Raw genomic sequence first — 20,435 nt, forward strand, 5'->3', positions numbered from 1 at the left:
CACCGGCGCGCATGTTCGACCCGGCGGTAGCTGGTCATGGATGCCGTGACGGCGGTCATGGTGAGGAGGAGGCCGGCGGCGGCGTAGAGCGGGGTGCGGATGTCGTAGGTGGTGGCCAGGCCCAGGACGGCGAGCCCCTCGACGGCGGCCGTGCAGGTCAGCGCCGCGCCGGTGCCGAGTCGTCGGCCAAGGTAGGAGGCGGTGCCCGCACCGAGCAGGCCGCCGGTGGCCTCCGCCGTGAGGAGCAGGCCGAAGCCGTAGGTGTCGATGCCCAGCCGGTCGTGCCCGAAGAGGGCGAGGACGGTCTCCACGGCGAGGAAGGCGACGTTCCCGACCGCCGGACGGAGCGCCCATCGGCAGCCATGCCACCCAGCACGCAAAAGCCCGCGTTTCCCCGGCACAGAACCGGCCCACGCCTCTCAGACCTGCCGAACCCGGTCCACGCGCCCCGTTCCCCCGTCCCCCACCCAGGTCATCCCACCCCCGCCCACGTTTGCCACCCCCCACCCCCGGTCATCCGGTACCCCTGAGCCCATATAACCGCCGGCCCGGCACACGGCCCACCCCGTACCTCGTCGGCCCCGGCGCTTTGGAAAGGAACCGCGAACCGTCATGACCGACACCCCCCGCACCACCACCGACTCCGGCGCCCCGGTAGAGAGCGACGAGCATTCGCTCACCGTCGGCCCCGCCGGACCGATCCTGCTCCAGGACGCGTACCTGATCGAGCAGATGGCCCAGTTCAACCGGGAGCGCATTCCCGAGCGGCAGCCGCACGCCAAGGGCAGCGGGGCCTTCGGGCACTTCGAGGTGACGGGGGATGTCACCCCGTACACGAAGGCGGCCGTCTTCCAGCCGGGCACGCGCACCGATCTGGTCGCCCGCTTCTCCACCGTCGCCGGGGAGCGCGGGAGCCCGGACACCTGGCGCGACCCGCGCGGCTTCGCGGTGAAGTTCTACACCAGCGAAGGCAACTACGACATGGTCGGCAACAACACCCCGGTGTTCTTCATCAAGGACCCGATGAAGTTCCAGCACTTCATCCGCTCCCAGAAACGCCGCGCCGACAACAACCTGCGTGACCACGACATGCAGTGGGACTTCTGGACCCTCTCCCCCGAATCCGCCCACCAGGTCACCTGGCTCATGGGCGACCGGGGCGTCCCGCGCAGCTGGCGGCACATGAACGGCTACACCTCCCACACGTACATGTGGATCAACGAGGCCGGTGAGAAGTTCTGGGTCAAGTACCACTTCAAGACCGACCAGGGCATCGAGTTCTTCACCCAGGACGAGGCCGACCAGATGGCGGCCGTGGACACCGACTACCACACCCGTGATCTGTTCGAGCACATCCGGGACGGGGAGCACCCGAGCTGGACTCTGTATGTGCAGGTCATGCCATACGAGGACGCCGCCGGGTACCGCTTCAACCCCTTCGATCTCACCAAGGTGTGGCCGCATAGCGACTACCCGCTCATCGAGGTCGGCCGGATGACGCTGGACCGGAATCCGACGGACAACCACGCCGAGATCGAGCAGCTCGCGTTCCAGCCGAACAACTTCGTCCCCGGCATCGGTCCGAGCCCCGACCGGATGCTGCTGGCGCGGCTCTTCTCGTACGCCGACGCGCACCGTCACCGCATCGGCACCAACTACGCCCAGCTCCCGGTGAACGCGCCCATCACCGACGTCCACACGTACTCCAAGGACGGCGCGATGGCCTACCGCAAGACCACCGACCCCGTCTACGCCCCCAACTCCAAGGGCGGCCCCGCCGCCGACACCGCCGACTACGGCACCCCGCCGAGCTGGCACACGGACGGCGACATCACCCGTACCGCCTACGTCTCGCACGCCGAGGACGACGACTGGGGGCAGGCCGGCACCCTCGTCCGCGAGGTCCTGGACGACGACGCCCGCGACCGGCTCGTGGACAACGTCGTGGGCCACCTCCTCAACGGGGTCACCGAACCCGTACTGGAGCGCGCCTTCCAGTACTGGGCCAACATCGATCCCAAGATCGGCGAGCGGATCGCCGAGGGGGTACGCGCCAAGGCCGATGAGATGGACCCCAAGGCCGAGGACCAGGGCAACCCGGCTCGCAGCAGCATGCAGCGCAAAGCCTGACCCCGTCCCGCCGGGCGCCCCTCCCCCACCCCTTGGGCGAGGGGCGCCCGGCTGTGTGGGCCCGGCGGGGCTGGGTACTGCGGATGCCATGAGTGTCGCCTCCCTGATCGACACCGCGCTCGACCGCACCGTCGTCCTCGGCTACGGCTGGCCGGGACTGGTCCTGCGGCGGGTACTGCCGGGCTGGCTCGACGGGCCTGAGCGGATGGACGGCAAGGTCGTCCTGGTCACCGGCGCGGGGTCGGGCGTCGGATTGGCGGCCGCTGTCGGCTTCGCTCGGCTGGGGGCCGGCCCACCACGTACCCGTTCGGCGCCGGCCATGACCCCGAAGAGGTCCGGGGGGAGCTGTGGGAGTACGTCACATCACTCGCCCACGGCGACCGGTCCGCCTAGCCCGCGAACAGCTGGGCCCCGTATGACCGGGCCGGCCGGCATCGAGGGTGACCTCAGCGGCGCGCCCAGGCCAGCAGTGCCGTATGCGGCAGTGCCAGCAACCCGTCCGGACCGGTGAATTCGGCGCTGAACACGTCGAAGTGGCGCTTGATCTCGGCCCGTATCTGGGGCGGCTGGCTCGTGACTATTTGGCCGGTGGACGCCACGCCCGCTGCCGGGCCGCTCCACCATTCCCCGGCGGTGACACGGTGATCCCACCGCAGCGTCTCGCAGACCGCCGCACGCATTCCGTAACCCTCGCGCCCCGCGCGCATGCCTGGGCAGCGACCGTGCCCGGTCCCGTTCCCACGTCCAGCAATCGCATGCCCGGCCGGACCTCGGCGATGTCGAGCAAGGCCGGGACCGGGTACGCGCAGAGCCGGGCGAAGCTCGCCGCGTATGCCGCGCTGCGGCCCGCCCATATGAGCCGCTCGCTCTCGTCGAAGATCGTCAACTGTCCCTCCGTAGCCTCGCCGGTGGTGTCTACTGTGTCACTCGGCCATACAGAGCGAGTCTGCGTTCCTCCGCTCGGGCGGTCCGTTCCGACACCGCGGACGCTGCCTCCGCCAGGGCGGCTCGGTGATCTCGGGTGGTCCTCGGGCCACGGCCGCGCGCAGCGCGGCGGGTCGGTGAAGGCGGTGGACAGCAGGGTGTCAGCGGTTTCTCGGCAGTCAAAGTGGCGGGATGCTAAGCCAGTTGGAGTGCGTCTGCGGCGAGCGTCATGTCCGCGGCCAAAGAGGGGCGAGGTCGTCGCCGTTCGCGGGCCGCTGGTAGACAGATGCGATGGCGGATGAAGACGCGCAGAAGTTTCAGGCAGGGCAGTCGGGGCTGATCGTGAGGGTTCCCGAGGCGGAGCCCTTGGTGGGAGCGTGGCGCAACCGGCTTGATCCCCCGGCCCGTGCCGGTGTTCCGGCGCATGTGACGGTGCTTTTCCCGTTTCTCGACGCGAGCCTCATCGATGAAGGTGTCTGCGCCATGATCGGTGACGTACTCGGCCGGCAGGAGTCCTTCGAGGTGGGGTTCGAGCGGTGCGGCCGATTTCCTGGAGTGCTGTATCTCACCCCCGAACACCTGACCATTGCTCAAGGCCAGAACGAGGCTGTCCTGCAGAAGGCCGAGGCCGACCTGCTCAACGGTCTCCCCGTCGTCGCACAGGTCTCGGCAGTCGACTTGATGGTTCACGACGGGACACGGTGGCGCCAGCAGGCTGCCTTCCGGCTGGCCTAGGCACAGTTGCGCTGGACAGCTCGTGATGGTTCTCCGCCCTTCTCGCGGCGCACCGTCAAACGCTGTTCCAGGGGATGTCCGGAGTGAGCATGTCGTGGACGCAGCGACGCAGCCCGCTGTCGGAGTCGACCGGTCCGAGCCACGGCACCCGCTGGACCAGGTCACTGCGTTGATCGGTACTCCGGTGGGTCAGGAGGGCGCGGAGCTCGTCAGGAACGGAGTCACCGACCAGGCACAACCAGGCGAGGCCGGCACCGATGCGGATCTCGGGCGATCGGCCGGGATCCGACAATAGCTCCCGCGCCCAAGCGGGAGCCTGTTCATCCTGGTGTTCGCGGGCGAGCTGGGCGATCGCCAGGATCAGGCTCACACCGACCACCGGGTCGTCTTCCACCACCAGCCTGCGGTGTAGGGCCGAGGAGACACGCGGAATCTCGCGGGTCGCCGCCGCAAGGACGAAGGCAGCCGCAGAGCGGACATCGGGATCGAGGTCGGGGAGAAGAGGGAGCAGGAGGTGCAGGTCGTCCGTGATGGCATCACGAGCAGCCTCAATCGTCCAGTTCGTCGGACACATCGTGGTGCCCTCCACCTCCAGCGGGTCTTCGGCAACCTGGAGAAGACCTTCGCGTGTTCCATCCCCGAAGTGCTGGCATCGGCCAATCTCGGCGACCAGGCAAAGGGTGTTCGCCCGGAGCTCGGGCAGCCCTGCAAGCGCGATCCGGAACAGGAACGGTACTGCCAGTGCTCCCACCGCGATCGTGCTGCCCTGGTGGTGCAGGCAGTCCCACAGCTCCACCAAGGCCCGGCCGGCGGCTTCGGCGTCTCCGGAGGCGAGTGTCGCGAGGCGACCGGGTATCTCCTCGCCCGAGCCGTAGAAGTGCGGAAACCGCTGCCATGGGATCTCGTCGTACTTGAACCCGTCCTTGATCTCCCGCGAGATCGCGCCGACGACCGTCCTCATGTCGACGTCCGTACCTGCCCATGGCTCGGGCCACCTGGCCCAGCGGTCGTCGTCCATGGTTTGGCTTCCACTCCACCGACACCATCCGAACCCCGGGAGTCTAACGATCGATGATCAAGAGCCCGGGCCGCCGCCGCACCACGGTGATGTCATGTCTCGTGAGCATCTGCAGCATTGAAGATCGCCAACGGCTGCCCAGCCCGCTGCACAAGCGTTGCTGGCGCGGCTTATCAGGCGCGGAGCTGCGGCTGCGGCGGGAGCAGCCATCTGATCAGGGCTGTCACCGCTGCTCCGGCCGGGTTTACGCCCCAGCGTTCGGCGTGGGGCAGGACCGGGAGGCCCAGTTGTTCGCGGGACCAGGCGGGGAGGAGGGACACGGCTGCCGCGCCGAGGACGAGGTACGGGGGGAGGACCGGTTTGGGCAGGGGTGGGCGCAGGAGGATGTAGCGCACCGCCTCGCGGGTCTGGGGGGTCAGGCGTAGTTCCGGGCGGTAGGAGTCCAGGCGGTCTCGGAGTTCTGCCAGCGTCGTCGGGGGGTTCTCGATGCCCAGCGCGGTGGCGACTCTGGCCATGTCGGCCACGTAGGCGTCGCGGCCCGCGGCGTCCAACGGGCGTTTGCCGTAACGCTGGTGGGCGGTGAGGAAGCAGTACGCCTCGGCGCAGTGCACCCAGGCCAGCAGGTGCGGGTCGGCGGCGTGGTACGGCTCGCCGTCCGGCGTACGGCCCCGGATGTTCTCGTGGACCGCCCGTACGCGGTCGACGGCTCGCTGGGCGTCGTCGGCCGCGCCGTAGGTGGTGTAGGCGAGGAACGTGCTCGTGCGGGCCAGCCTGCCCCAGGGGTCGTTGCGGTAGTCGGAGTGGTCGGCCACCGCCGTCATCGCCAGGGGGTGCAGGGACTGGAGGAGCAGCGCGGCGAGGCCGCCGGGGAACATGGACGCGTCACCGTGGACGACACGGATCGGGCGGTCCGGCGCGAACCAGCGGGGGCCGGGAGTGCCGTGGACGCGGCGTCTGCTCTCCGGACCTCCGGGGCCGGCTACTCCGCGGAAGAGGGCGTCACCGAGGCGGCCGCGCAGGCCGGGGCGGTGGGCCGCCGCGACCGTGGTCGTTCTCTCCGGGCGCGGTCGCGTGCGTGTGGGTGGGGGTCGGTCGGCCATCGCCCTGCCCCAATCCCTCGACTGTCACCGAGTGAACACGGTCGGGTCGGGCGATGCCAGCCGCATCGTTACTGCGTCGCTTCCAGGTCGCGCAGGGACTCCTCCAGGAGGGCGGTGAACTCCTTCGCGCGTGCTGCGGGAGCGGCCGGCTGGTACGTAGTGGTCGGGCTCGTCCGGGGTGTGCTTCATCAGGGTGCTGATGTGCTTGGTCACGGGGCCATCATCGGGGACAACTTCGGCCGGACGGAAGGCATCTGGGCGGGGGGCGTCGATAACTCGGTGGCGCCGACAGGTGGTTACCCGCGAGCATGCAGCGCATGACTGAGCAGCCCGCGCGATGGACCGAGGCGACCGTCTACCCCGACATGTGGGCCGATCCGGACGACGACCCGCGTGAAGGTTCCAGTCCCGAGGGCGAGTTGGCGACCCTCCAGGACTACCTGTCGAACTACCGCCTGACCCTGCGGATGAAGTGCGAGGGTCTCGACGCGGCGCAGCTCGCGCTCCGGTCGGTCCCGCCCTCGACCATGTCGCTCCTCGGGCTCGTCCGGCATCTCGCCGAGGTGGAGCGGGACTGGCGGAACTGGATCAGCGAGGGTGAGCCGTTGCCGAAACTGTACGGGGTGCGGGACGCGGACTTCGAGGGTGCCGTCGGCGAACAGGCCGTGGTCGACCAGGCGTTCCGTGATCTGGAGCGTGAACAGGCGGCAACGGACGCCGCGTTGGCCGAGCATGTGGATCTGGGAGCGCGTGTCGGCAAGGAAAACATCGCCGTGCGGGAGTTGTTGGTGCACCGGGTCGAGGAGTACGCGCGTCACTGCGGGCACGCCGATCTGCTGCGGGAGCGGATCGACGGGAGGGTGGGGCAATGAGCCCGGGTGTCCCGGGCGACGCTCGCGATCACGCAGCGCCCATCGCGTACCCGATCAGATCCACTCCGGCCAGTCCGAGCGCGTACCGCCCCGGCCAGTCGCTCCGACCGTGAACCCGCAGCTCCAAGGCGTGGGCGCGCCAGCGGTGTGCGCGGGGTCGGCAGCCAGGTGGTCGTGGCAGCAGGTGCGGGTGCGTACGCCCGTTTCACGGTAGGAGGCCGGGCTCGACGGACGAGCTGGTCGAGCGCATCACCACCCGGTAGCCTCCCCCGTGTGAACACCGGATCGGCGTCAAGCCACGCACAGGACGGTCAGCCGGTGGACGGCTGACGGCGCGGCGGAGTTGGGCCCGTGGGCCTCCGGCACTCGTGCGTCACCGCGCGTCCGAGTCCGAATCCACCGTGAGGTCAGCCCTATGTCCGCAACGTTCAACCACACCATCATCGCCGCCAGGAACCGCGAGGAATCGGCCCGTTTCTTCCGGGAGTTGCTGGAGGTGCCCGAGGCACAGTCCTGGGGGCCGTTCGTCAATATCCAGCTCAGCGACGGCGTGCTGCTCCAGTTCGCCGAGCCGCCGGTCGAGATCCAGATGCAGCACTACGCGTTCCTCGTCGACGACGAGCTGTTCGACCGGGCCTATCAGCGGCTCCGGGACGGCGGGGTCGTGCACTGGGCCGACCCGCAGATGCGGCGGCCCGGTGAGATCAACCATGAGCACGGCGGGCGGGGTGTGTACTTCAAGGACCCCGCCGGGCACGCGATCGAGCTGATCACCCGGCCTTACCTCTAGCGAGCCGCCCGGCCGGGCACCCCCAGGGGAAGGAGTGCCCGGCCATGGCGTCACTCGCGGTACGAGCCCACCTGGCGCACCGTGGCCCGGTCCAGCTTCACCGAGCCGTGGTCGGCGAACACCTGGACGCCGTCGGAGGTGGGGTCGGGGAACACCAGGTCGGTGATGGTCGCCTCGCCGTCGCCGCCGTAGACCTCGACGGAGGACCAGTCGACGAGGATGCGGAGCTTGACCTTGCCGTCGCGGGGCTTCAGCGGGGCGCGCTGGACTCCGGGGAAGGACGGGCTGAAGTCCGTGACGCCGGAGTGGGTGCGGTCGACGTAGAGTTCGCCGGTCGTGCGGTCGTAGCCGACGGTCGTCTCCTCGCCGCCGCTGCCGGTGCGGACCTTGAGGCCGAAGCGGTCGGCGTCGCGGAGGGTGAAGGTGGCCTCGATATCGAGGGCCTTGCCCTTGACCGGGAGGGGGCGGGAGGTGTTGGTGACGGTGGCACCGGCCGTCGTGGTGGGCTGCCGCCAGAGCGTGGACAGGGCGGCTACCGGCTCGCTGGTCAGACGGGGGCGGCCGTCGATGGTGCGCAGCGTCAGGCGGCGGGGGACGGTCTGGGCGCTGCGCCAGGGGGTGGTGGGGGTGGCGCCGGCGTAGTCGAGGCCGGCCATCCAGCCGATCATGTACCGCCGGCCGTCGGGTGCGTCGTTCCAGGTGACGGCGGCGTAGTGGTCCTTGCCGTAGTCGACCCAGGAGGCGCGTTCGACGGCGGAGCGGGCGGGGGCCTGGGCCGCGGTGAAGCTGTCGGCGAGGATGTGGCCCCAGCCGCCGGTGTTGCGGTCGACCAGCTGGATGCGGGCCGTGCGGCCCTGGTAGGGGCGCAGGTCGAAGGAGGCCCAGTCCATCGCCTCGCTGTCGGAGCCGGTGACGCTGCGGACGACTTCGCCGTCGACGAGCAGGTTGACGGCCGTCTCCTGGGTGAGGGGCTCGGCGCGGGTGTCGGAGAGGACGAGGTGGTCGACGTTCAGGTGGCCCCAGCGGCCGGTGTTGTCGTCCACGATCCGGATGCGGGCCCGTTTGCCTCGGAGGTCGCGTACGTCCCAGGAGGCCCAGTCGAGCGCCTCGGAGTTCCGGCCGGTGGTGGTGCGTACCGTGCGGCCGTCGACGACGAGTTCGACGGCGGTGGGGCCGGCGGAGGTGGCGGGGTGGTCGCCGCCGCCGATGAGGAAGTCGACGTAGTTCTTGTCGAGGGTGAACTCGGGTGAGGTGAGGGTGCCGGTGCCGGTGTCGCCACCCCGGTAGCTGTTGACCAGGCCGTCGCCGAGCCAGCCGGAGACCTGCTGCTGGTCGGGAAGGGTGCCGGTGGCCGGTGCGGTGCCGAAGGCGTCTCCGGTCGCGGTCCAGTGGCCGTACGTGCCGCCCTCGAAGTCGGCGAGGACGGTTCCCTCGGGGGTGGGGCCGCGGTCCACGGCGGTGCCGGGTTCGTGCGGGTGGTGTCCGCCGCCGGCCTTGAAGTTCAGGTACGGGGTGGTCACGGTGAAGCCGGGTGAGGTGAGGGTGCCGGTGCTCGGGTCGCCGCCGTGGAAGCTGTTGGCGAGGCGCTTGCCGTCGAAGCCGGTGACGGTCTGCTGGCCGTCCACCGCGCCGGACGCGGGTCCGCCGCCGAAGGCGGTGCCGGTGGCGGTCCAGTCACCGAAGCTCTCGGCCTCGAAGTCCTGTACGGCGGTGCCGGGCGGCGGGGTGTAGCTGCCGTCGTCGTCCGGGGTGAACGCTGTGCCGTCGAAGTCGCCGGTGAAGTACTGGGTGCCCGAACCTCCGGCGACGGCGCCGGGGTTGACGTTGGTGACCAGGACCCACTTGACCTTGCGGGGGTTGCCGTCGACGGCGAGGGGGAAGAGGTCCGGGCACTCCCAGACTCCGCCGGTGGCGCCCGCCGGGCCGAACTCGCTCAGCTGCTTCCAGTCCTTGAGGTTCTTGGAGGTGTAAAAGCGGACCTTGCGCTCGGTGGGCAGGGCGACCGTCATCAGCCAGCTCTTGGTGGGCGCGTACCACTGGACCTTGGGGTCGCGGAATTCGGTGGAGCCGATGTCCAGTACGGGGTTGCCCTGGTACTTGGTCCAGGTGCGGCCGCGGTCGGTGCTGTAGGCGAGCGACTGGGCCTGCTTGCCGCCGTATCTGAAGGCGCTGGTGTAGACGGCGACCATCGGCGGGTTGTCCGGGGTGCCGAAGCCGCTGGTGTTGTTCCGGTCGATCACCGCGCTGCCGGAGAAGACCATCTCCTTGTCGTCGTGGGACAGCGCGAGCGGGAGCTGCTTCCAGTGCACGAGGTCCGTGCTGACCGCGTGACCCCAGGACATGTCGCCCCAGGAGTTGCCGTTCGGGTTGTACTGGTAGAAGAGGTGGTATTCGCCCTGGTAGTACACGAGACCGTTGGGGTCGTTCATCCAGTTCTTCTCGGGGGTGAAGTGGAACTGGGGGCGGTAGGTCTCGGTGTAGGGCGGTGCGTCGGCGGCGGCCGCCGGCGGGGTGAGCGATGCGGCCGCCAGGGCGCAGGCGGTCAGTGACGCCGCGATCAGCCAGGCGCGGGCGTGCCGCGCTCCACGTACCGAGCTCATGACATCTCCTGTGCTGCGGTCGGCCCCGCGGCGGAGCGTGACGCGCGGGGCGCACGGGTCCGGAAGGTGACAGGCCGCCGGCGCCGTCGTCCCTGGCGTCGGCGGGAGATGTCATCGTTGACTCATGTCATCGATGACAGCGAGCGGGTGCGTCGATGATGCGGCAGGGGCACGGGCGCGTCAACGGTTCGCGCGGCACGGTTTGTTGGCTGATTCACGACGCCCGGCACAAGCCGCGTACGTTGCCGATTTGTGACAGGCACAGGGCATTGACGTCGCCGTGAGGGGCCGTCCATCATCCTCGCCATGGCGTGTCAACGATGACATAAGTCAACGATGACACCTCGGGACGGCATGCTCCGATGCCGGCCGCGCCGCTCGCAATCCCGCAGGAGTCGTTCATGTCTCGCAATCCTCGCCCGCACCTGTCCCTGCTGAGAGTCGCCGCGTGCACGGGCGCCGTGGCTCTGACCCTCACGGCCTGCGGCTCCGGCTCGGGGTCGTCCGGGTCGGGTTCGGGCGGTGTCAAGGTCGGGCTGATCACCAAGACCGACACCAACCCCTTCTTCGTGAAGATGAAGGAGGGCGCGGAGCGGTCGGCCAAGGAGAACGGCGCCCAACTGCTCACCGCGGCGGGCAAGTTCGACGGGGACAACGCCGGTCAGGTCACCGCGATCGAGAACATGGTGGCGTCCGGGGTGAAGGGCATCCTGATCACGCCGAGCGACTCCAAGGCGATCGTGCCCGCGCTGGCGAAGGCCCGCGCCAAGGGCGTGCTGGTGATCGCGCTGGACACGCCGACCGAGCCGGAGAGCGCGGTGGACGCGCTGTTCGCCACGGACAACCTCAAGGCGGGCGAGCTGATCGGGGAGTACGCCAAGGCCGCGATGAAGGGCAAGAAGGCGAAGATCGCCACGCTCGACCTGGCGCCGGGTGTGTCGGTGGGCGTGCAGCGGCACGACGGGTTCCTCAAGGGCTTCGGGGTCGGCGCCAAGGACCCGTCCGTGGTCTGTTCCCAGGACACGGCCGGTGACCAGACCAAGGGGCAGACGGCGATGGAGAACTGCCTGCAGAAGGAGCCGGGCATCAACGTCGTCTACACGATCAACGAGCCGGCCGCGCTGGGCGCCTACACGGCGCTGAAGGCGAAGGGCCGGGAGAAGGACGTGCTGATCGTGTCCGTGGACGGCGGCTGCACCGGCACCAAGGCGGTCAAGGACGGGAAGATCGCGGCGACTTCGCAGCAGTACCCGCTCAAGATGGCCGCCGAGGGCGTGAAGGCGGTGGTGTCGTACGCCAAGGACGGGAAGAAGGCGTCCGGTTACACCGACACCGGCGTCACCCTGATCACCGACAAGGCCCAGTCCGGGGTGGACGCGAAGGACACCGCGTACGGCCTGGACAACTGCTGGGGCTGATGCCCCGTTCCTCCTGACCGGGCGGCCGGCCCGGCCACTCCCCCGCCGGGCCGGCCGCCCCTCTCTCCCGCGTCCCCTGGACATCCCGACCTCCGGCAAGCCCTTTTCGACAAGGACGTCGTATGACCGCCACGACCACGCCGTACGCCGGGCTCACGGCGCCGAGCACGGCGCGCCGACTGCTCACGGCACCCACCACCGGTCCCCTGGCCGCCCTCCTGATCGCCTGTGTCTTCTTCTCCTTCTCCACCGACCAGTTCCTGACCGGCGGGAACTTCTCGCTGGTCGTGCAGCAGGTCATGGTCGTGGGCACGCTCGCGATCGGGCAGACCCTGATCATCCTGACGGCGGGGATCGACCTGTCGTGCGGGGCGGTGATGGCGTTCGGCAGCATCATGATGGCGCGGATGGCGGCCGAGGGTTCGCTGCCGCCGCTGCTCGCCATCGGTCTGGGGCTGCTGGTGTGCGCCGGATTCGGGCTGCTGAACGGGGTGTTGACGGAGAAGATCCCGCTGCCGCCGTTCATCGTCACCCTCGGCATGCTCAACGTGGCGTTCGCGCTGACCCACATCTACTCCGAGGAGCAGACGGTCACCGAGCTGCCCGGCCCGCTGACCGCGCTCGGCGGCACCTTCCCGCTCGGCCACACCGACATCACCTACGGTTCGCTGGTCACCATCGCCCTGTTCCTGCTGTTCGCCTACGCGCTGAGCAGCACCGGCTGGGGCCGGCACGTCTACGCGCTCGGCAACAGCGTGGAGGCGGCCCGGCTGAACGGTGTGCGCACCTCCCGGCTCACCATCGGCGTGTACACGGTCGCCGGGCTGCTCTACGGGGTGGCCGCGCTGCTGCTCATCTCCCGTACCGGCGTGGGTGATCCGCAGGCGGGGCAGACGGACAACCTCGACAGCATCACCGCCGTGGTCATCGGCGGGACCTCCCTGTTCGGCGGGCGCGGTTCGGTGCTGGGCACGTTCATCGGTGTGCTGATCGTCGGTGTGTTCCGCAACGGCCTCCAGCTGATGGGGGTCGCGTCCATCTACCAGACGCTGATCACCGGGGTCCTGGTGATCCTCGCGGTGACCGTCGACCAGATCTCCCGGAAGAAGGCCCGATGACCGCCGCCGACTCCCCCACGCCCGTCCTCCAGGCCCGTGGTCTGGTCAAGCGCTACGGCCAGGTGACCGCCATCGACGGCGCCGACTTCGATCTGCTGCCCGGCGAGGTGCTGGCGGTGATCGGTGACAACGGCGCCGGGAAGACCAGCCTCATCAAGGCGCTGACCGGGGCGGTGGTGCCGGACGCGGGCGAGATACGGCTGAACGGCGAGCCGATCCGGTTCACCGGGCCGCAGAGCGCCCGTGCGCACGGCATCGAGACGGTCCATCAGGATCTCGCGGTGGCCGCGTCGATAGACATCGCGTCCAACATGTTCCTGGGCCGGGAGCTGCGCCGTCCCGGTGTGCTGGGCAGTGTCTTCCGGATGCTGGACAAGAAGCGGATGCGGCAGGAGGCCGCCGAGCACATGGCCGATCTGAAGATCGGGCTGCGCTCGCTCACCCAGGCCGTGGAGACGCTCTCCGGCGGGCAGCGGCAGGCGGTCGCGGTGGCCAGGTCGGTGGCCTGGGCGCGCAGTGTCGTGGTGATGGACGAACCGACGGCCGCGCTCGGTGTGAAGGAGTCCGGCCAGGTGCTGGACCTCATCCGCCGGGTGCGGGACAAGGGGCTGCCGGTGGTGCTGATCAGCCACAACATGCCGCATGTCTTCGAGATCGCGGACCGTGTCCATGTGCACCGGCTGGGACGCCGTGCGGCGGTGATCAAGCCGTCGGACTACTCGATGGCGGAGGTGGTCGCCATCATGACCGGGGCGCTCACGGTGGACGAGAGCGGAGGTACGGTCGTCGCGGACTCCGAGGCCGCGAAGGCCGCCGGCGTCCAGGCCACCTGACTTCCACGGCCCGGGGGTTCCCGGCCGGAGCCGACGAGCACAGGAGACGTGTCCCGCATGGCCGCGAACCGCCGCCCCACCCTGGCCGATGTCGCCCGCGAGGTCGGGGTGAGCGCCAAGACGGTCTCCCGTGTCCTCAACGAGGACGGGCCCGCCTCGGCGCGGACGCGGGAGCAGGTGCTCGCGGCCGTGGCGCGACTCGGCTTCCAGCCGAACCTGATGGCCCGCAACATCCGGGTCGGCGGCCCGGACACCACGATCGGGCTGGTCGTGCCGGACCTGGGCAACCCGTTCTTCGGGGCGGTGGCGGGCAGCATCGAGGACTGTGTCCGCGAGCGCGGGCTGACGCTGTTGATGGGGTCGTCGGCGGACGACGCGGACCGGGAGCGGGCGCTGACGGACAAGTTCCTGGCGCGCCGGGTCAGCATCCTGATGGTGGTGCCGTCGGTGGGCGCCGACCACGCCCATCTGCGGCCGCACCGGGCGGTGGGGCTGCCGGTGGTGTTCGTGGACCGGCCGGGGGCGGGGCTGGTCACGGACTGCGTGGTCAGTTCCAACCGGGCGGGTGCCCGTGCCGGGGTGACGCATCTGGTCGGGTACGGGCATCGCCGTATCGGGTTCGTCGGGGATCTGCCGACGCGGCTGTACACCCGGCGGGAGCGGCTGGCCGGGTACCGGGAGGCGCTGCGGGACGCGGGGCTGCCCGACGACCGGCTGCTGGTCGCCAGCGCCCACGACCAGGACGACGCGGGCGAGGCGACGGCGCGGCTGCTGGCCCTCCCCGATCCGCCCACGGCGCTGTTCGCGGGCAACAACATCGTGGCGCTGGGCGTGGTCGCGCGGCTGGCCGGCAGCGGCCGGAAGGACGTGGCGGTGGTCGCGTTCGACGACGTGGCGCTCGCGGAGGCGCTGGAGCCGGCGTTGACGGTGGTCGCGCAGAACCCGGAGGAGATCGGACGTACGGCGGCCGTCACGGCCCTGGCCCGGCTGGACGGCGACCGCTCGCGCGCCCGTACGGTCACGGTGCCGACCCGGCTGATCGTGCGGGGGTCGGGCGAGCAGCGGGTCAGCGCGTCGAACTGAGCAGATGCGGCGCGTGGCGGCGGACGGCCTCGCGGATCTCCTTCATCGACGGGTTGACCATCGCGTTGCCCGCCACGGTCACGGTCGGGACGGTCTCGTTGCCGTCGGCCACCAGGCGGACGAAGGCGGCCGCGTCGGGGTCGCGCCAGATGTTGACCTCGGTCCGGGGCAGCCGGGCCAGGCGAAGGCGGAGCCGGAGCTTGATGCAGAACGGGCACAGGGGTCGCCAGTAGACGACCACGCCGTCGCGGTAGTCGGTCAAGGTCTTCCCCTCGGTCGGCTTCTTTCGGTTCGAGCGTAGTGGAGGGCCCGCGCGGTGTCGTCGCGCGGGCCCTCCTCCCGTCCGGTCGGGGCTAGTTGAAGCCGACCGTGACGGGTTGACGGACGCTCGTCCTCGGGGTGGTGATCTTCAGGGTGTGGGTCCCGGTGTCCCACTGCCAGGCGGAGGCGGCCAATTTGGTGCCGTTCGCGGTGACATGGGCCGGGGGCTGGGTCAGGCCCTGGAAGGTGACCGTCCAAGTGCGGCGGGCCGGCAGGCCCTTGTAGGTGCCGTGGGTGGGGGCGATGCGCAGGGTGCGGTCGGTGTAGCTGATCCGGGTGGTGGCCGAGCGGTGGCGTGCGGGGGTGCTGACGCCGTCGTCCTCGTAGAGGGTGAAGGAGCCCGGCGCGCCGGTGGCGACGGTGACGCCGACCTGGTCGAGCGGGGTGCCGGAGTCGTGGGAGGCGTTGCCGGTGCGGGTGGCGACGATGCCGCCGGCGCGGACGAACACCGGCATGGTGTCCAGGGTGGTCGTCACGTCGTACGTGGCGCCGCCGGTGCCCGCGGTGTAGGTGCGGCCGGTGAAGTAGTCGGTCCAGGTGCCCGGCGGGAACCACACGGAGGTGGTGGTGCTGGTGCCGGGCGTGGTGACCGGCGCGACCAGCATGTCGGGTCCGTACAGGTACTCGCTGCCCGCCTTGGTGTAGGCGGCCTCCTCCTCGGGGTGGTCCAGGTAGAGGGGGCGGACGATGGGGACGCCGGTGGTGGCGGCCTGCTGGGCGAGGGTGTACGTGTACGGGACGAGGGACTCGCGCAGGCGGAGGAACTTTGCGGCGGAGTCGCGGGCCGCGTCGCCGTACTGCCAGGGCAGCCGGTCGCTGTGGTTGCTGTGCAGGCGGTCGATGGGCTGGAAGGTGCCGAACTGGACCCAGCGGGCGTACAGGTCGTCGGGCAGCTTGGTGGTGCGGTGGCCGCGGCCGTCGTCGGTGGTGTAGGTCTCGGCGCCGGGGATGCCGTGTCCGTCGTTGTGGCCGCCGATGTCGTGGCTGATGGCGGTCATGCCGGTGGCGGCGGACTCGCCCGGGGTGTAGCCGACCTCGGCGCTCAGGGTGCCCCAGGTGGAGGCGGTGTCGCCGGAGAAGTGGAGCGTGGTGCGCTTGTCGGCCCAGGGGCCGGTGGGCAGGCCGACGCCGCCGCTGTAGCCGCCCGCCTGGAGGGAGCCGTAGGCGCGGGAGAGGACGAAGGGGCGCTCGGCGGTCTCGGCGGTGAGGCCGGCGTACTTCTGGTTGATCCAGGCGTCCGGGGTGACTCCGGGCTGGGAGGAGCGGGAGGCGTCGCAGCACCAGTCGAGCCACCAGAAGTCGTTCCCGGCGCGGTCGAAGGGCCGGTGCAGATCGAGGTACGCCTTGAGCTGGTCGGGGTCGCCGAAGTCGAAGGTACGGCACTCCGAACCGGCCGAACCGGCGCAACCGCCCTTGCTGAGCTTGCCCTTGGCGGTCTGCTGGGCCCCCGCGTACTGCGGGTCGGACTCCAGGATGCTGGGGTGCACGTTCAGGGTGTTGTGCAGCCCCTGCGCGGTCGACCAGTCGAAGAAGCCCTTGGGGTCGGGGTACTTGGCCGGGTCGAAGTTCCAGCCGCTCCAGGTGTTGGGGGCCTTGAAGTCGGTGTCGGTGACGAGCACGTCCAGGGGAACACCGGCGGCGTGGAAGGCGGGCAGGATGGTGTCCTGGTAGTCCTTCGCGGTGCGGTCGATGTACTCGGAGTACCAGACGCCGTAGGCCCAGCGGGGCAGCAGCTGGGGCGGGCCGGTCAGGGTGGCGAGGTCGGTGAGTCCCTGCTTGTAGTCGTGGCCGAAGCCGAAGAGGTAGCCGTCCTGGTAGGGCCGACCGGCGTGCGCGGCGCGTGAAGTGGCCTTGCCGGTGCGGGAGTCGTAGACGGCGGAGGGGGTGTCGTCGAGCAGGTACCAGCCGTCGCGGTGCAGCAGACCGGGGGTGGTTCGGGGGGTGGGGTCGCTGTCGCCGTCGAGGCCGTCGAGGCTGCGCCGGTAGCCGCCGAGGGCGAGGTGCGGCTCGGGGGCGGGGTCGGCCGTGGCGGTGACGCCGAGGGTGTCGACGTTGACGTGGCAGCTGGTGGTGTCGGGGCAGCCGAGGGTGACCTCGTTGGTCCCGGCTTTCAACTCGACGGTGGTGGAGGCGGTTTGCCAGGTGTCCCAGTCGGCGGTGGGGTCGAGGGCGACGGTCGTGGGGGTGCCGGTGCCGGGGCGGACCTCCATCATGCGCTTCTCGTGGCGGCCGTCGCCGCCGGTGCCGTTGGCGTAGCGCAGGTGGAGGCGGTAGGTGCCGTCGCGGGGGACGTCCACGACACGGCGGGCGAGGCGGGCGTCCTTGTTCAGCTCGGCGGCGAATCCGTCGCCGGAGTGTCCCCGGTGGTCGGTGGCGATGACCGCGGAGCCCGCGAGGAGGCCGTCCTCGGCCTCGCAGTTGGTGCCGAACGCGCACGCGGCGACGGCGGTACGGTCACGTGCCGGGTAGTCGGCGCCCGGCTTCACCAGGGCCGCGCTGTCGATGTTGACGTTGCCGGAGTCGGCGGCGGTGCGCTGGAGCCGTACGGTGTGGTTGCCGGCGCCGAGTGTCAGGGGCAGCCGGGCCACGCCCCAGGTGTTCCAGTCGGCGGTGGCCGGGAGGCTGAACGTCTTGTTCGGGCCGCCGTCCACGCTGAGGCTGAGGGTGCGGGTCTCGCGGCGGCCGTCGGCGCCGACCGCGTTGGCGTACCGGACGGCGTACTCGTAGCCGCCCGACTCGGGTGAACGTACGTCCGTGGTCAGGGAGTTGTTCTCCACGGCGAAGCCCGCGAGGAAGCCCTTGCCGGTGAACCCGGTGTGGTCGATGGCGACACCGGGACCGTCGTGGAGCTGGCCCTCGGCCTCGCACAGGGTGCCCGCGGCGCAGTCGGGGCGCTGCCAGGGGCTCGCCTGCACCTGCTTCTGCCCGGCCTTCAGCCGGACGGTCAGGTTGTCGGCGGTGAAGGGGCCGGAGGCCACCTTGTAGCGCAGGGTCAGGGCGCTGGTGGTGACGGTGAGGACGCCGTCCTTGACGGAGGAGGTGTAGGCGGGCGGGGTGAAGGCGCTCCGGCCGATGGCGTTGAAGGTGGCGCTGTCCTCGAAGCGGTCGTCCCCGGCGTACTCGGTACGGATCAGGGTCGGGGACAGCACCTGGAACCGGGCGCCCGGCACGGTCACGGTGGCCGAGCGTGCCTTGGCGGCCGGGGTGGCGGCATCGGCGCCGACGGGGGCGAGCGCGACGCCCGCGCAGGCCAGGACGAGGGCGATGACCGGCCCGCGCGGCGGGCGGAGGGTACGGGGGAAGGGTGGTCGCACGGCACGCTCCAGGGGGCGGTGGCGCTCTGGCGAGCGCGACGGACATGCGGAGACGACGGGTGCAGAACTGCCGGGCCCGAGGGCTCGGTACAACGGCTCGGTACAACGTTGTAAACACGGCTCCCCGGCATGAGACCACGCTCCGCTTTCCGGTGTCCAGATCAGGAACGGACAGCGTTGTCAGGGTAGTTGGCGCGAATCGGGAGCGACGCGTGTTCCGTCCGTCTCCATCCGTGGCTGTATTTGATGCTGTACAGCACTCCCTCGCGGTGCTGTCGTGCAACTGACTGGGCTTGTTCAACGTTGGAGGACTCGCCATGCCGGTTCACAGACCCCGCTTCCTCGGCGCACTGCTGGCCCTCGCTCTCGCGCTCGGCGGAGTGCTCGCGCTGCCCGCGCCCGCCCGCGCCGCGACGACCGTGTGCGCCCTCTCCTGCGACACCCTCGATCCGTCCAAGGCCCGCCAGGAGTCGTTCCCGGTGCCGGACCGGACGGTCAACGGCCGCCTCCTCAGGCTGCATGTCTCCGAGCCGGACAGCATGGCGTGGGCCAGCCTCGACCAGGGGAAACAGGGTGACGCGGTGTGGCTGGACCGCTCCTGGGACCGGGGCGCGAGCTGGGACGGGCTGCTGGGGAAGGCGAGCATCCCCGCTTCGTGGACCGGCACCCGGACGCTGATGTACAACGTCACCGACCCGGTCGGCCACCGGCGCAGCTGGGTCCGGGCCTGCGCGGACGCGGCCGGGGTGACCTGCACGGACTGGTTCCGCCCACGGGTGTGCGACGGCACCTTCTGTGACGGCGCCGACCCCGCTACGGCGGCCCGCGACGAGCGTCCGGTGCCCGCGACCACCCTGTACGGGCGCACCATCAGCCTGCACATGGACCAGGCGAACGGTATGGCGTGGGGAGTGGTGGAGAACGGCGGCGCGGGCGACGAGATCTGGCTCGACCGGTCCTGGGACGAGGGTGCGAGCTGGCCCGAGGGGTCGTCGCTCGGCCGGACGAGCGTGCCGTCCGGGTCGGCCTCGGCGCGTACCGCGATGTTCGCCACGCGGGACCCCCGGGGGCTGCTGTACGGCGGTGTCGTGCGCGCCTGCGGCCGTGAGTCCGCGCACCAGGACGGGAGTTGCACCGCGTGGGCGCGTCCGGCACCGACCCGCGCACGGGGTGCGGCGGACGCGCTGATGGCTTCGTACCAGACGAACGAGGGCTGGTGGCGGAGCAGTTGGTGGAACTCGGCGGTGGCGCTGACCTCGCTGAGCGACTTCGCGCAGGCCACGGGCCGGCACGACTACGACTGGGTGATCGCGCGGACCTTCGAGCAGAACAAGGGAGTTTTCCCGGCGGGCGGGCGCAGTTCGGACCCGGTGGAGGGGCACTTCATCAGCCGTGCCGTGGACGACGCGGCGTGGTGGGCGATCGCGTGGGTGGCGGCGTACGACCAGACGGGCGAGCGGCGGTATCTGGACGAGGCGGTGACCATCGCCGACTACGTGCGGGGGTTCTGGGACACGGGCTCCTGCGGTGGCGGGGTGTGGTGGGACCGGGAGCGCACGTACAAGAACGCGGTGACCAGCGGGCTGTATCTGTGGTTGACGTCGGCGCTGCACCAGCGGCTGAGCGGTGACACGGTGTGGGGCGCGCGGGCGGTGACGGCGGGCGACTGGTATCTGGGCAGCGGGCTGATCAACGGGTCCGGGCTGGTGAACGACGGTCTCACCTCGGGGTGCGCCAACAACGGTCAGACGGTGTGGAGTTACAACCAGGGGCTGGCGATCGGCGGCTTCACCGAGTTGTGGCGTTCGACCGGGGACGGCCGTTATCTCGACACCGCGAAGCGGCTGGCGGATGCCGCGCTGTCCTCCCCCGTACTGACGCGTGACGGGGTGCTGACCGAGTCGTGCGATGTGGGCAGCGCGCAGTGCGACGACAACCAGAAACAGTTCAAGGGCGTGTTCGTGCGGCATCTGGCCGATCTGGCGTCGGCCACCGGTTCGTCGACCTACCGCGCGTATCTCGTGCGGCAGGCCGACTCGGTGTGGGCCAAGGACCGGGACCCGCTGAACCGGCTGGGCCAGCGGTGGGCCGGTACGGGGCCGAACCAGGTGGACTGGCGGACCCAGGCGAGCGCGCTGGCGGCGCTCACGGCGGCCGGGTAAGTCCGGCCGCCGTGAGG

15 protein-coding genes and 1 pseudogene are annotated in these 20,435 nt (G+C 70.5%); 9 read left to right on the forward strand and 7 right to left on the reverse strand.

The window, feature by feature from the left end; all coding sequences use genetic code 11:
- Window positions 1-2 precede the first annotated feature (2 nt).
- Window positions 3-350: pseudogene (locus tag ACIGA3_RS10240) on the reverse strand (MFS transporter); the annotation flags it as partial.
- A 262-nt stretch (window positions 351-612) separates the two neighbouring features.
- On the opposite strand from ACIGA3_RS10240, the gene ACIGA3_RS10245 reads away from it, so the two are divergent.
- The gene (locus tag ACIGA3_RS10245; RefSeq protein ID WP_399712672.1) at window positions 613-2,130 is read left to right on the forward strand and encodes a catalase; all 1,518 of its coding nucleotides are present in this window, start codon (window positions 613-615) and stop codon (window positions 2,128-2,130) included.
- 446 nt (window positions 2,131-2,576) lie between these two features.
- On the opposite strand, the gene ACIGA3_RS10250 is transcribed toward ACIGA3_RS10245, so the two are convergent.
- Window positions 2,577-2,810 carry a hypothetical protein gene (locus ACIGA3_RS10250; protein WP_399712675.1) on the reverse strand — a complete coding sequence of 78 codons (234 nt, stop codon included), beginning with the start codon at window positions 2,808-2,810 and terminating at the stop codon, window positions 2,577-2,579.
- Window positions 2,811-3,345: 535 nt separating this feature from the next.
- Between ACIGA3_RS10250 and ACIGA3_RS10255 the strand changes: the two genes are divergently transcribed.
- The gene (locus ACIGA3_RS10255) at window positions 3,346-3,789 is read left to right on the forward strand and encodes a 2'-5' RNA ligase family protein (RefSeq protein ID WP_399712677.1); all 444 of its coding nucleotides are present in this window, start codon (window positions 3,346-3,348) and stop codon (window positions 3,787-3,789) included.
- Window positions 3,790-3,844: 55 nt separating this feature from the next.
- On the opposite strand, the gene ACIGA3_RS10260 is transcribed toward ACIGA3_RS10255, so the two are convergent.
- Both ACIGA3_RS10260 and ACIGA3_RS10265 read right to left on the reverse strand, forming a co-directional pair.
- Window positions 3,845-4,807, reverse strand: a complete 963-nt coding sequence (locus ACIGA3_RS10260; RefSeq protein WP_399712678.1) for a hypothetical protein — start codon at window positions 4,805-4,807, stop codon at window positions 3,845-3,847.
- A gap of 173 nt (window positions 4,808-4,980) precedes the next feature.
- Window positions 4,981-5,907, reverse strand: coding sequence for an oxygenase MpaB family protein (locus ACIGA3_RS10265; RefSeq protein ID WP_399712679.1), 927 nt, complete (start codon window positions 5,905-5,907; stop codon window positions 4,981-4,983).
- 308 nt (window positions 5,908-6,215) lie between these two features.
- Between ACIGA3_RS10265 and ACIGA3_RS10270 the strand changes: the two genes are divergently transcribed.
- Both ACIGA3_RS10270 and ACIGA3_RS10275 read left to right on the forward strand, forming a co-directional pair.
- Window positions 6,216-6,779 carry a DinB family protein gene (locus ACIGA3_RS10270; protein ID WP_399712681.1) on the forward strand — a complete coding sequence of 188 codons (564 nt, stop codon included), beginning with the start codon at window positions 6,216-6,218 and terminating at the stop codon, window positions 6,777-6,779.
- 415 nt (window positions 6,780-7,194) lie between these two features.
- Entirely contained in the window at window positions 7,195-7,569 is a 375-nt protein-coding gene (locus ACIGA3_RS10275) for a VOC family protein (RefSeq protein ID WP_399712684.1), read from the forward strand.
- Window positions 7,570-7,619: 50 nt separating this feature from the next.
- Here ACIGA3_RS10275 and ACIGA3_RS10280 read toward each other — a convergent pair whose 3' ends face one another.
- On the reverse strand, window positions 7,620-10,169 hold the full coding sequence (locus ACIGA3_RS10280) for a GH32 C-terminal domain-containing protein (RefSeq protein ID WP_399712686.1): 2,550 nt from the start codon (window positions 10,167-10,169) through the stop codon (window positions 7,620-7,622).
- A 401-nt stretch (window positions 10,170-10,570) separates the two neighbouring features.
- On the opposite strand from ACIGA3_RS10280, the gene ACIGA3_RS10285 reads away from it, so the two are divergent.
- The 4 genes from ACIGA3_RS10285 (at window position 10,571) to ACIGA3_RS10300 (ending at window position 14,621) form a co-directional block, all read left to right on the forward strand.
- On the forward strand, window positions 10,571-11,587 hold the full coding sequence (locus ACIGA3_RS10285; protein WP_399712688.1) for a sugar ABC transporter substrate-binding protein: 1,017 nt from the start codon (window positions 10,571-10,573) through the stop codon (window positions 11,585-11,587).
- A 122-nt stretch (window positions 11,588-11,709) separates the two neighbouring features.
- On the forward strand, window positions 11,710-12,705 hold the full coding sequence (locus tag ACIGA3_RS10290; RefSeq protein ID WP_399712690.1) for an ABC transporter permease: 996 nt from the start codon (window positions 11,710-11,712) through the stop codon (window positions 12,703-12,705).
- Complete coding sequence (locus ACIGA3_RS10295; protein WP_399712693.1) at window positions 12,702-13,538, forward strand: ATP-binding cassette domain-containing protein; 837 nt, start codon at window positions 12,702-12,704, stop codon at window positions 13,536-13,538. Before ACIGA3_RS10290 ends, ACIGA3_RS10295 begins: the two co-directional genes overlap by 4 nt.
- 57 nt (window positions 13,539-13,595) lie before the next feature.
- Window positions 13,596-14,621 carry a LacI family DNA-binding transcriptional regulator gene (locus ACIGA3_RS10300; protein WP_399712696.1) on the forward strand — a complete coding sequence of 342 codons (1,026 nt, stop codon included), beginning with the start codon at window positions 13,596-13,598 and terminating at the stop codon, window positions 14,619-14,621.
- Here the strand turns inward: ACIGA3_RS10300 and ACIGA3_RS10305 are convergent.
- On the reverse strand, window positions 14,605-14,883 hold the full coding sequence (locus tag ACIGA3_RS10305; RefSeq protein WP_399712698.1) for a glutaredoxin domain-containing protein: 279 nt from the start codon (window positions 14,881-14,883) through the stop codon (window positions 14,605-14,607). The genes ACIGA3_RS10300 and ACIGA3_RS10305 overlap by 17 nt on opposite strands.
- Before the next feature lie 91 nt (window positions 14,884-14,974).
- On the reverse strand, window positions 14,975-18,208 hold the full coding sequence (locus ACIGA3_RS10310) for a TIM-barrel domain-containing protein (RefSeq protein ID WP_399713966.1): 3,234 nt from the start codon (window positions 18,206-18,208) through the stop codon (window positions 14,975-14,977).
- 365 nt (window positions 18,209-18,573) lie between these two features.
- On the opposite strand from ACIGA3_RS10310, the gene ACIGA3_RS10315 reads away from it, so the two are divergent.
- Window positions 18,574-20,418 (forward strand): glycoside hydrolase family 76 protein, encoded by a 1,845-nt coding sequence (locus tag ACIGA3_RS10315; protein WP_399712700.1) that lies wholly within the window; start codon window positions 18,574-18,576, stop codon window positions 20,416-20,418.
- Window positions 20,419-20,435: the final 17 nt, after the last annotated feature.

Source organism: Streptomyces sp. NPDC085596 (assembly GCF_044541565.1).
Classification (GTDB): Bacteria; Actinomycetota; Actinomycetes; order Streptomycetales; family Streptomycetaceae; genus Streptomyces.

Bases quoted from the DNA above. Each gene is read 5' to 3' on its own strand.
- ACIGA3_RS10275 (WP_399712684.1), top strand. From the start codon at position 7,195: ATGTCCGCAACGTTCAACCACACCATCATCGCCGCCAGGAACCGCGAG.
- ACIGA3_RS10270 (WP_399712681.1), top strand. From the start codon at position 6,216: ATGCAGCGCATGACTGAGCAGCCCGCGCGATGGACCGAGGCGACCGTC.
- ACIGA3_RS10250 (WP_399712675.1), bottom strand. From the start codon at position 2,810: ATGCGTGCGGCGGTCTGCGAGACGCTGCGGTGGGATCACCGTGTCACC.
- ACIGA3_RS10285 (WP_399712688.1), top strand. From the start codon at position 10,571: ATGTCTCGCAATCCTCGCCCGCACCTGTCCCTGCTGAGAGTCGCCGCG.
- ACIGA3_RS10300 (WP_399712696.1), top strand. From the start codon at position 13,596: ATGGCCGCGAACCGCCGCCCCACCCTGGCCGATGTCGCCCGCGAGGTC.
- ACIGA3_RS10245 (WP_399712672.1), top strand. From the start codon at position 613: ATGACCGACACCCCCCGCACCACCACCGACTCCGGCGCCCCGGTAGAG.
- ACIGA3_RS10255 (WP_399712677.1), top strand. From the start codon at position 3,346: ATGGCGGATGAAGACGCGCAGAAGTTTCAGGCAGGGCAGTCGGGGCTG.
- ACIGA3_RS10290 (WP_399712690.1), top strand. From the start codon at position 11,710: ATGACCGCCACGACCACGCCGTACGCCGGGCTCACGGCGCCGAGCACG.
- ACIGA3_RS10260 (WP_399712678.1), bottom strand. From the start codon at position 4,807: ATGGACGACGACCGCTGGGCCAGGTGGCCCGAGCCATGGGCAGGTACG.
- ACIGA3_RS10280 (WP_399712686.1), bottom strand. From the start codon at position 10,169: ATGAGCTCGGTACGTGGAGCGCGGCACGCCCGCGCCTGGCTGATCGCG.
- ACIGA3_RS10315 (WP_399712700.1), top strand. From the start codon at position 18,574: ATGCCGGTTCACAGACCCCGCTTCCTCGGCGCACTGCTGGCCCTCGCT.
- ACIGA3_RS10295 (WP_399712693.1), top strand. From the start codon at position 12,702: ATGACCGCCGCCGACTCCCCCACGCCCGTCCTCCAGGCCCGTGGTCTG.
- ACIGA3_RS10265 (WP_399712679.1), bottom strand. From the start codon at position 5,907: ATGGCCGACCGACCCCCACCCACACGCACGCGACCGCGCCCGGAGAGA.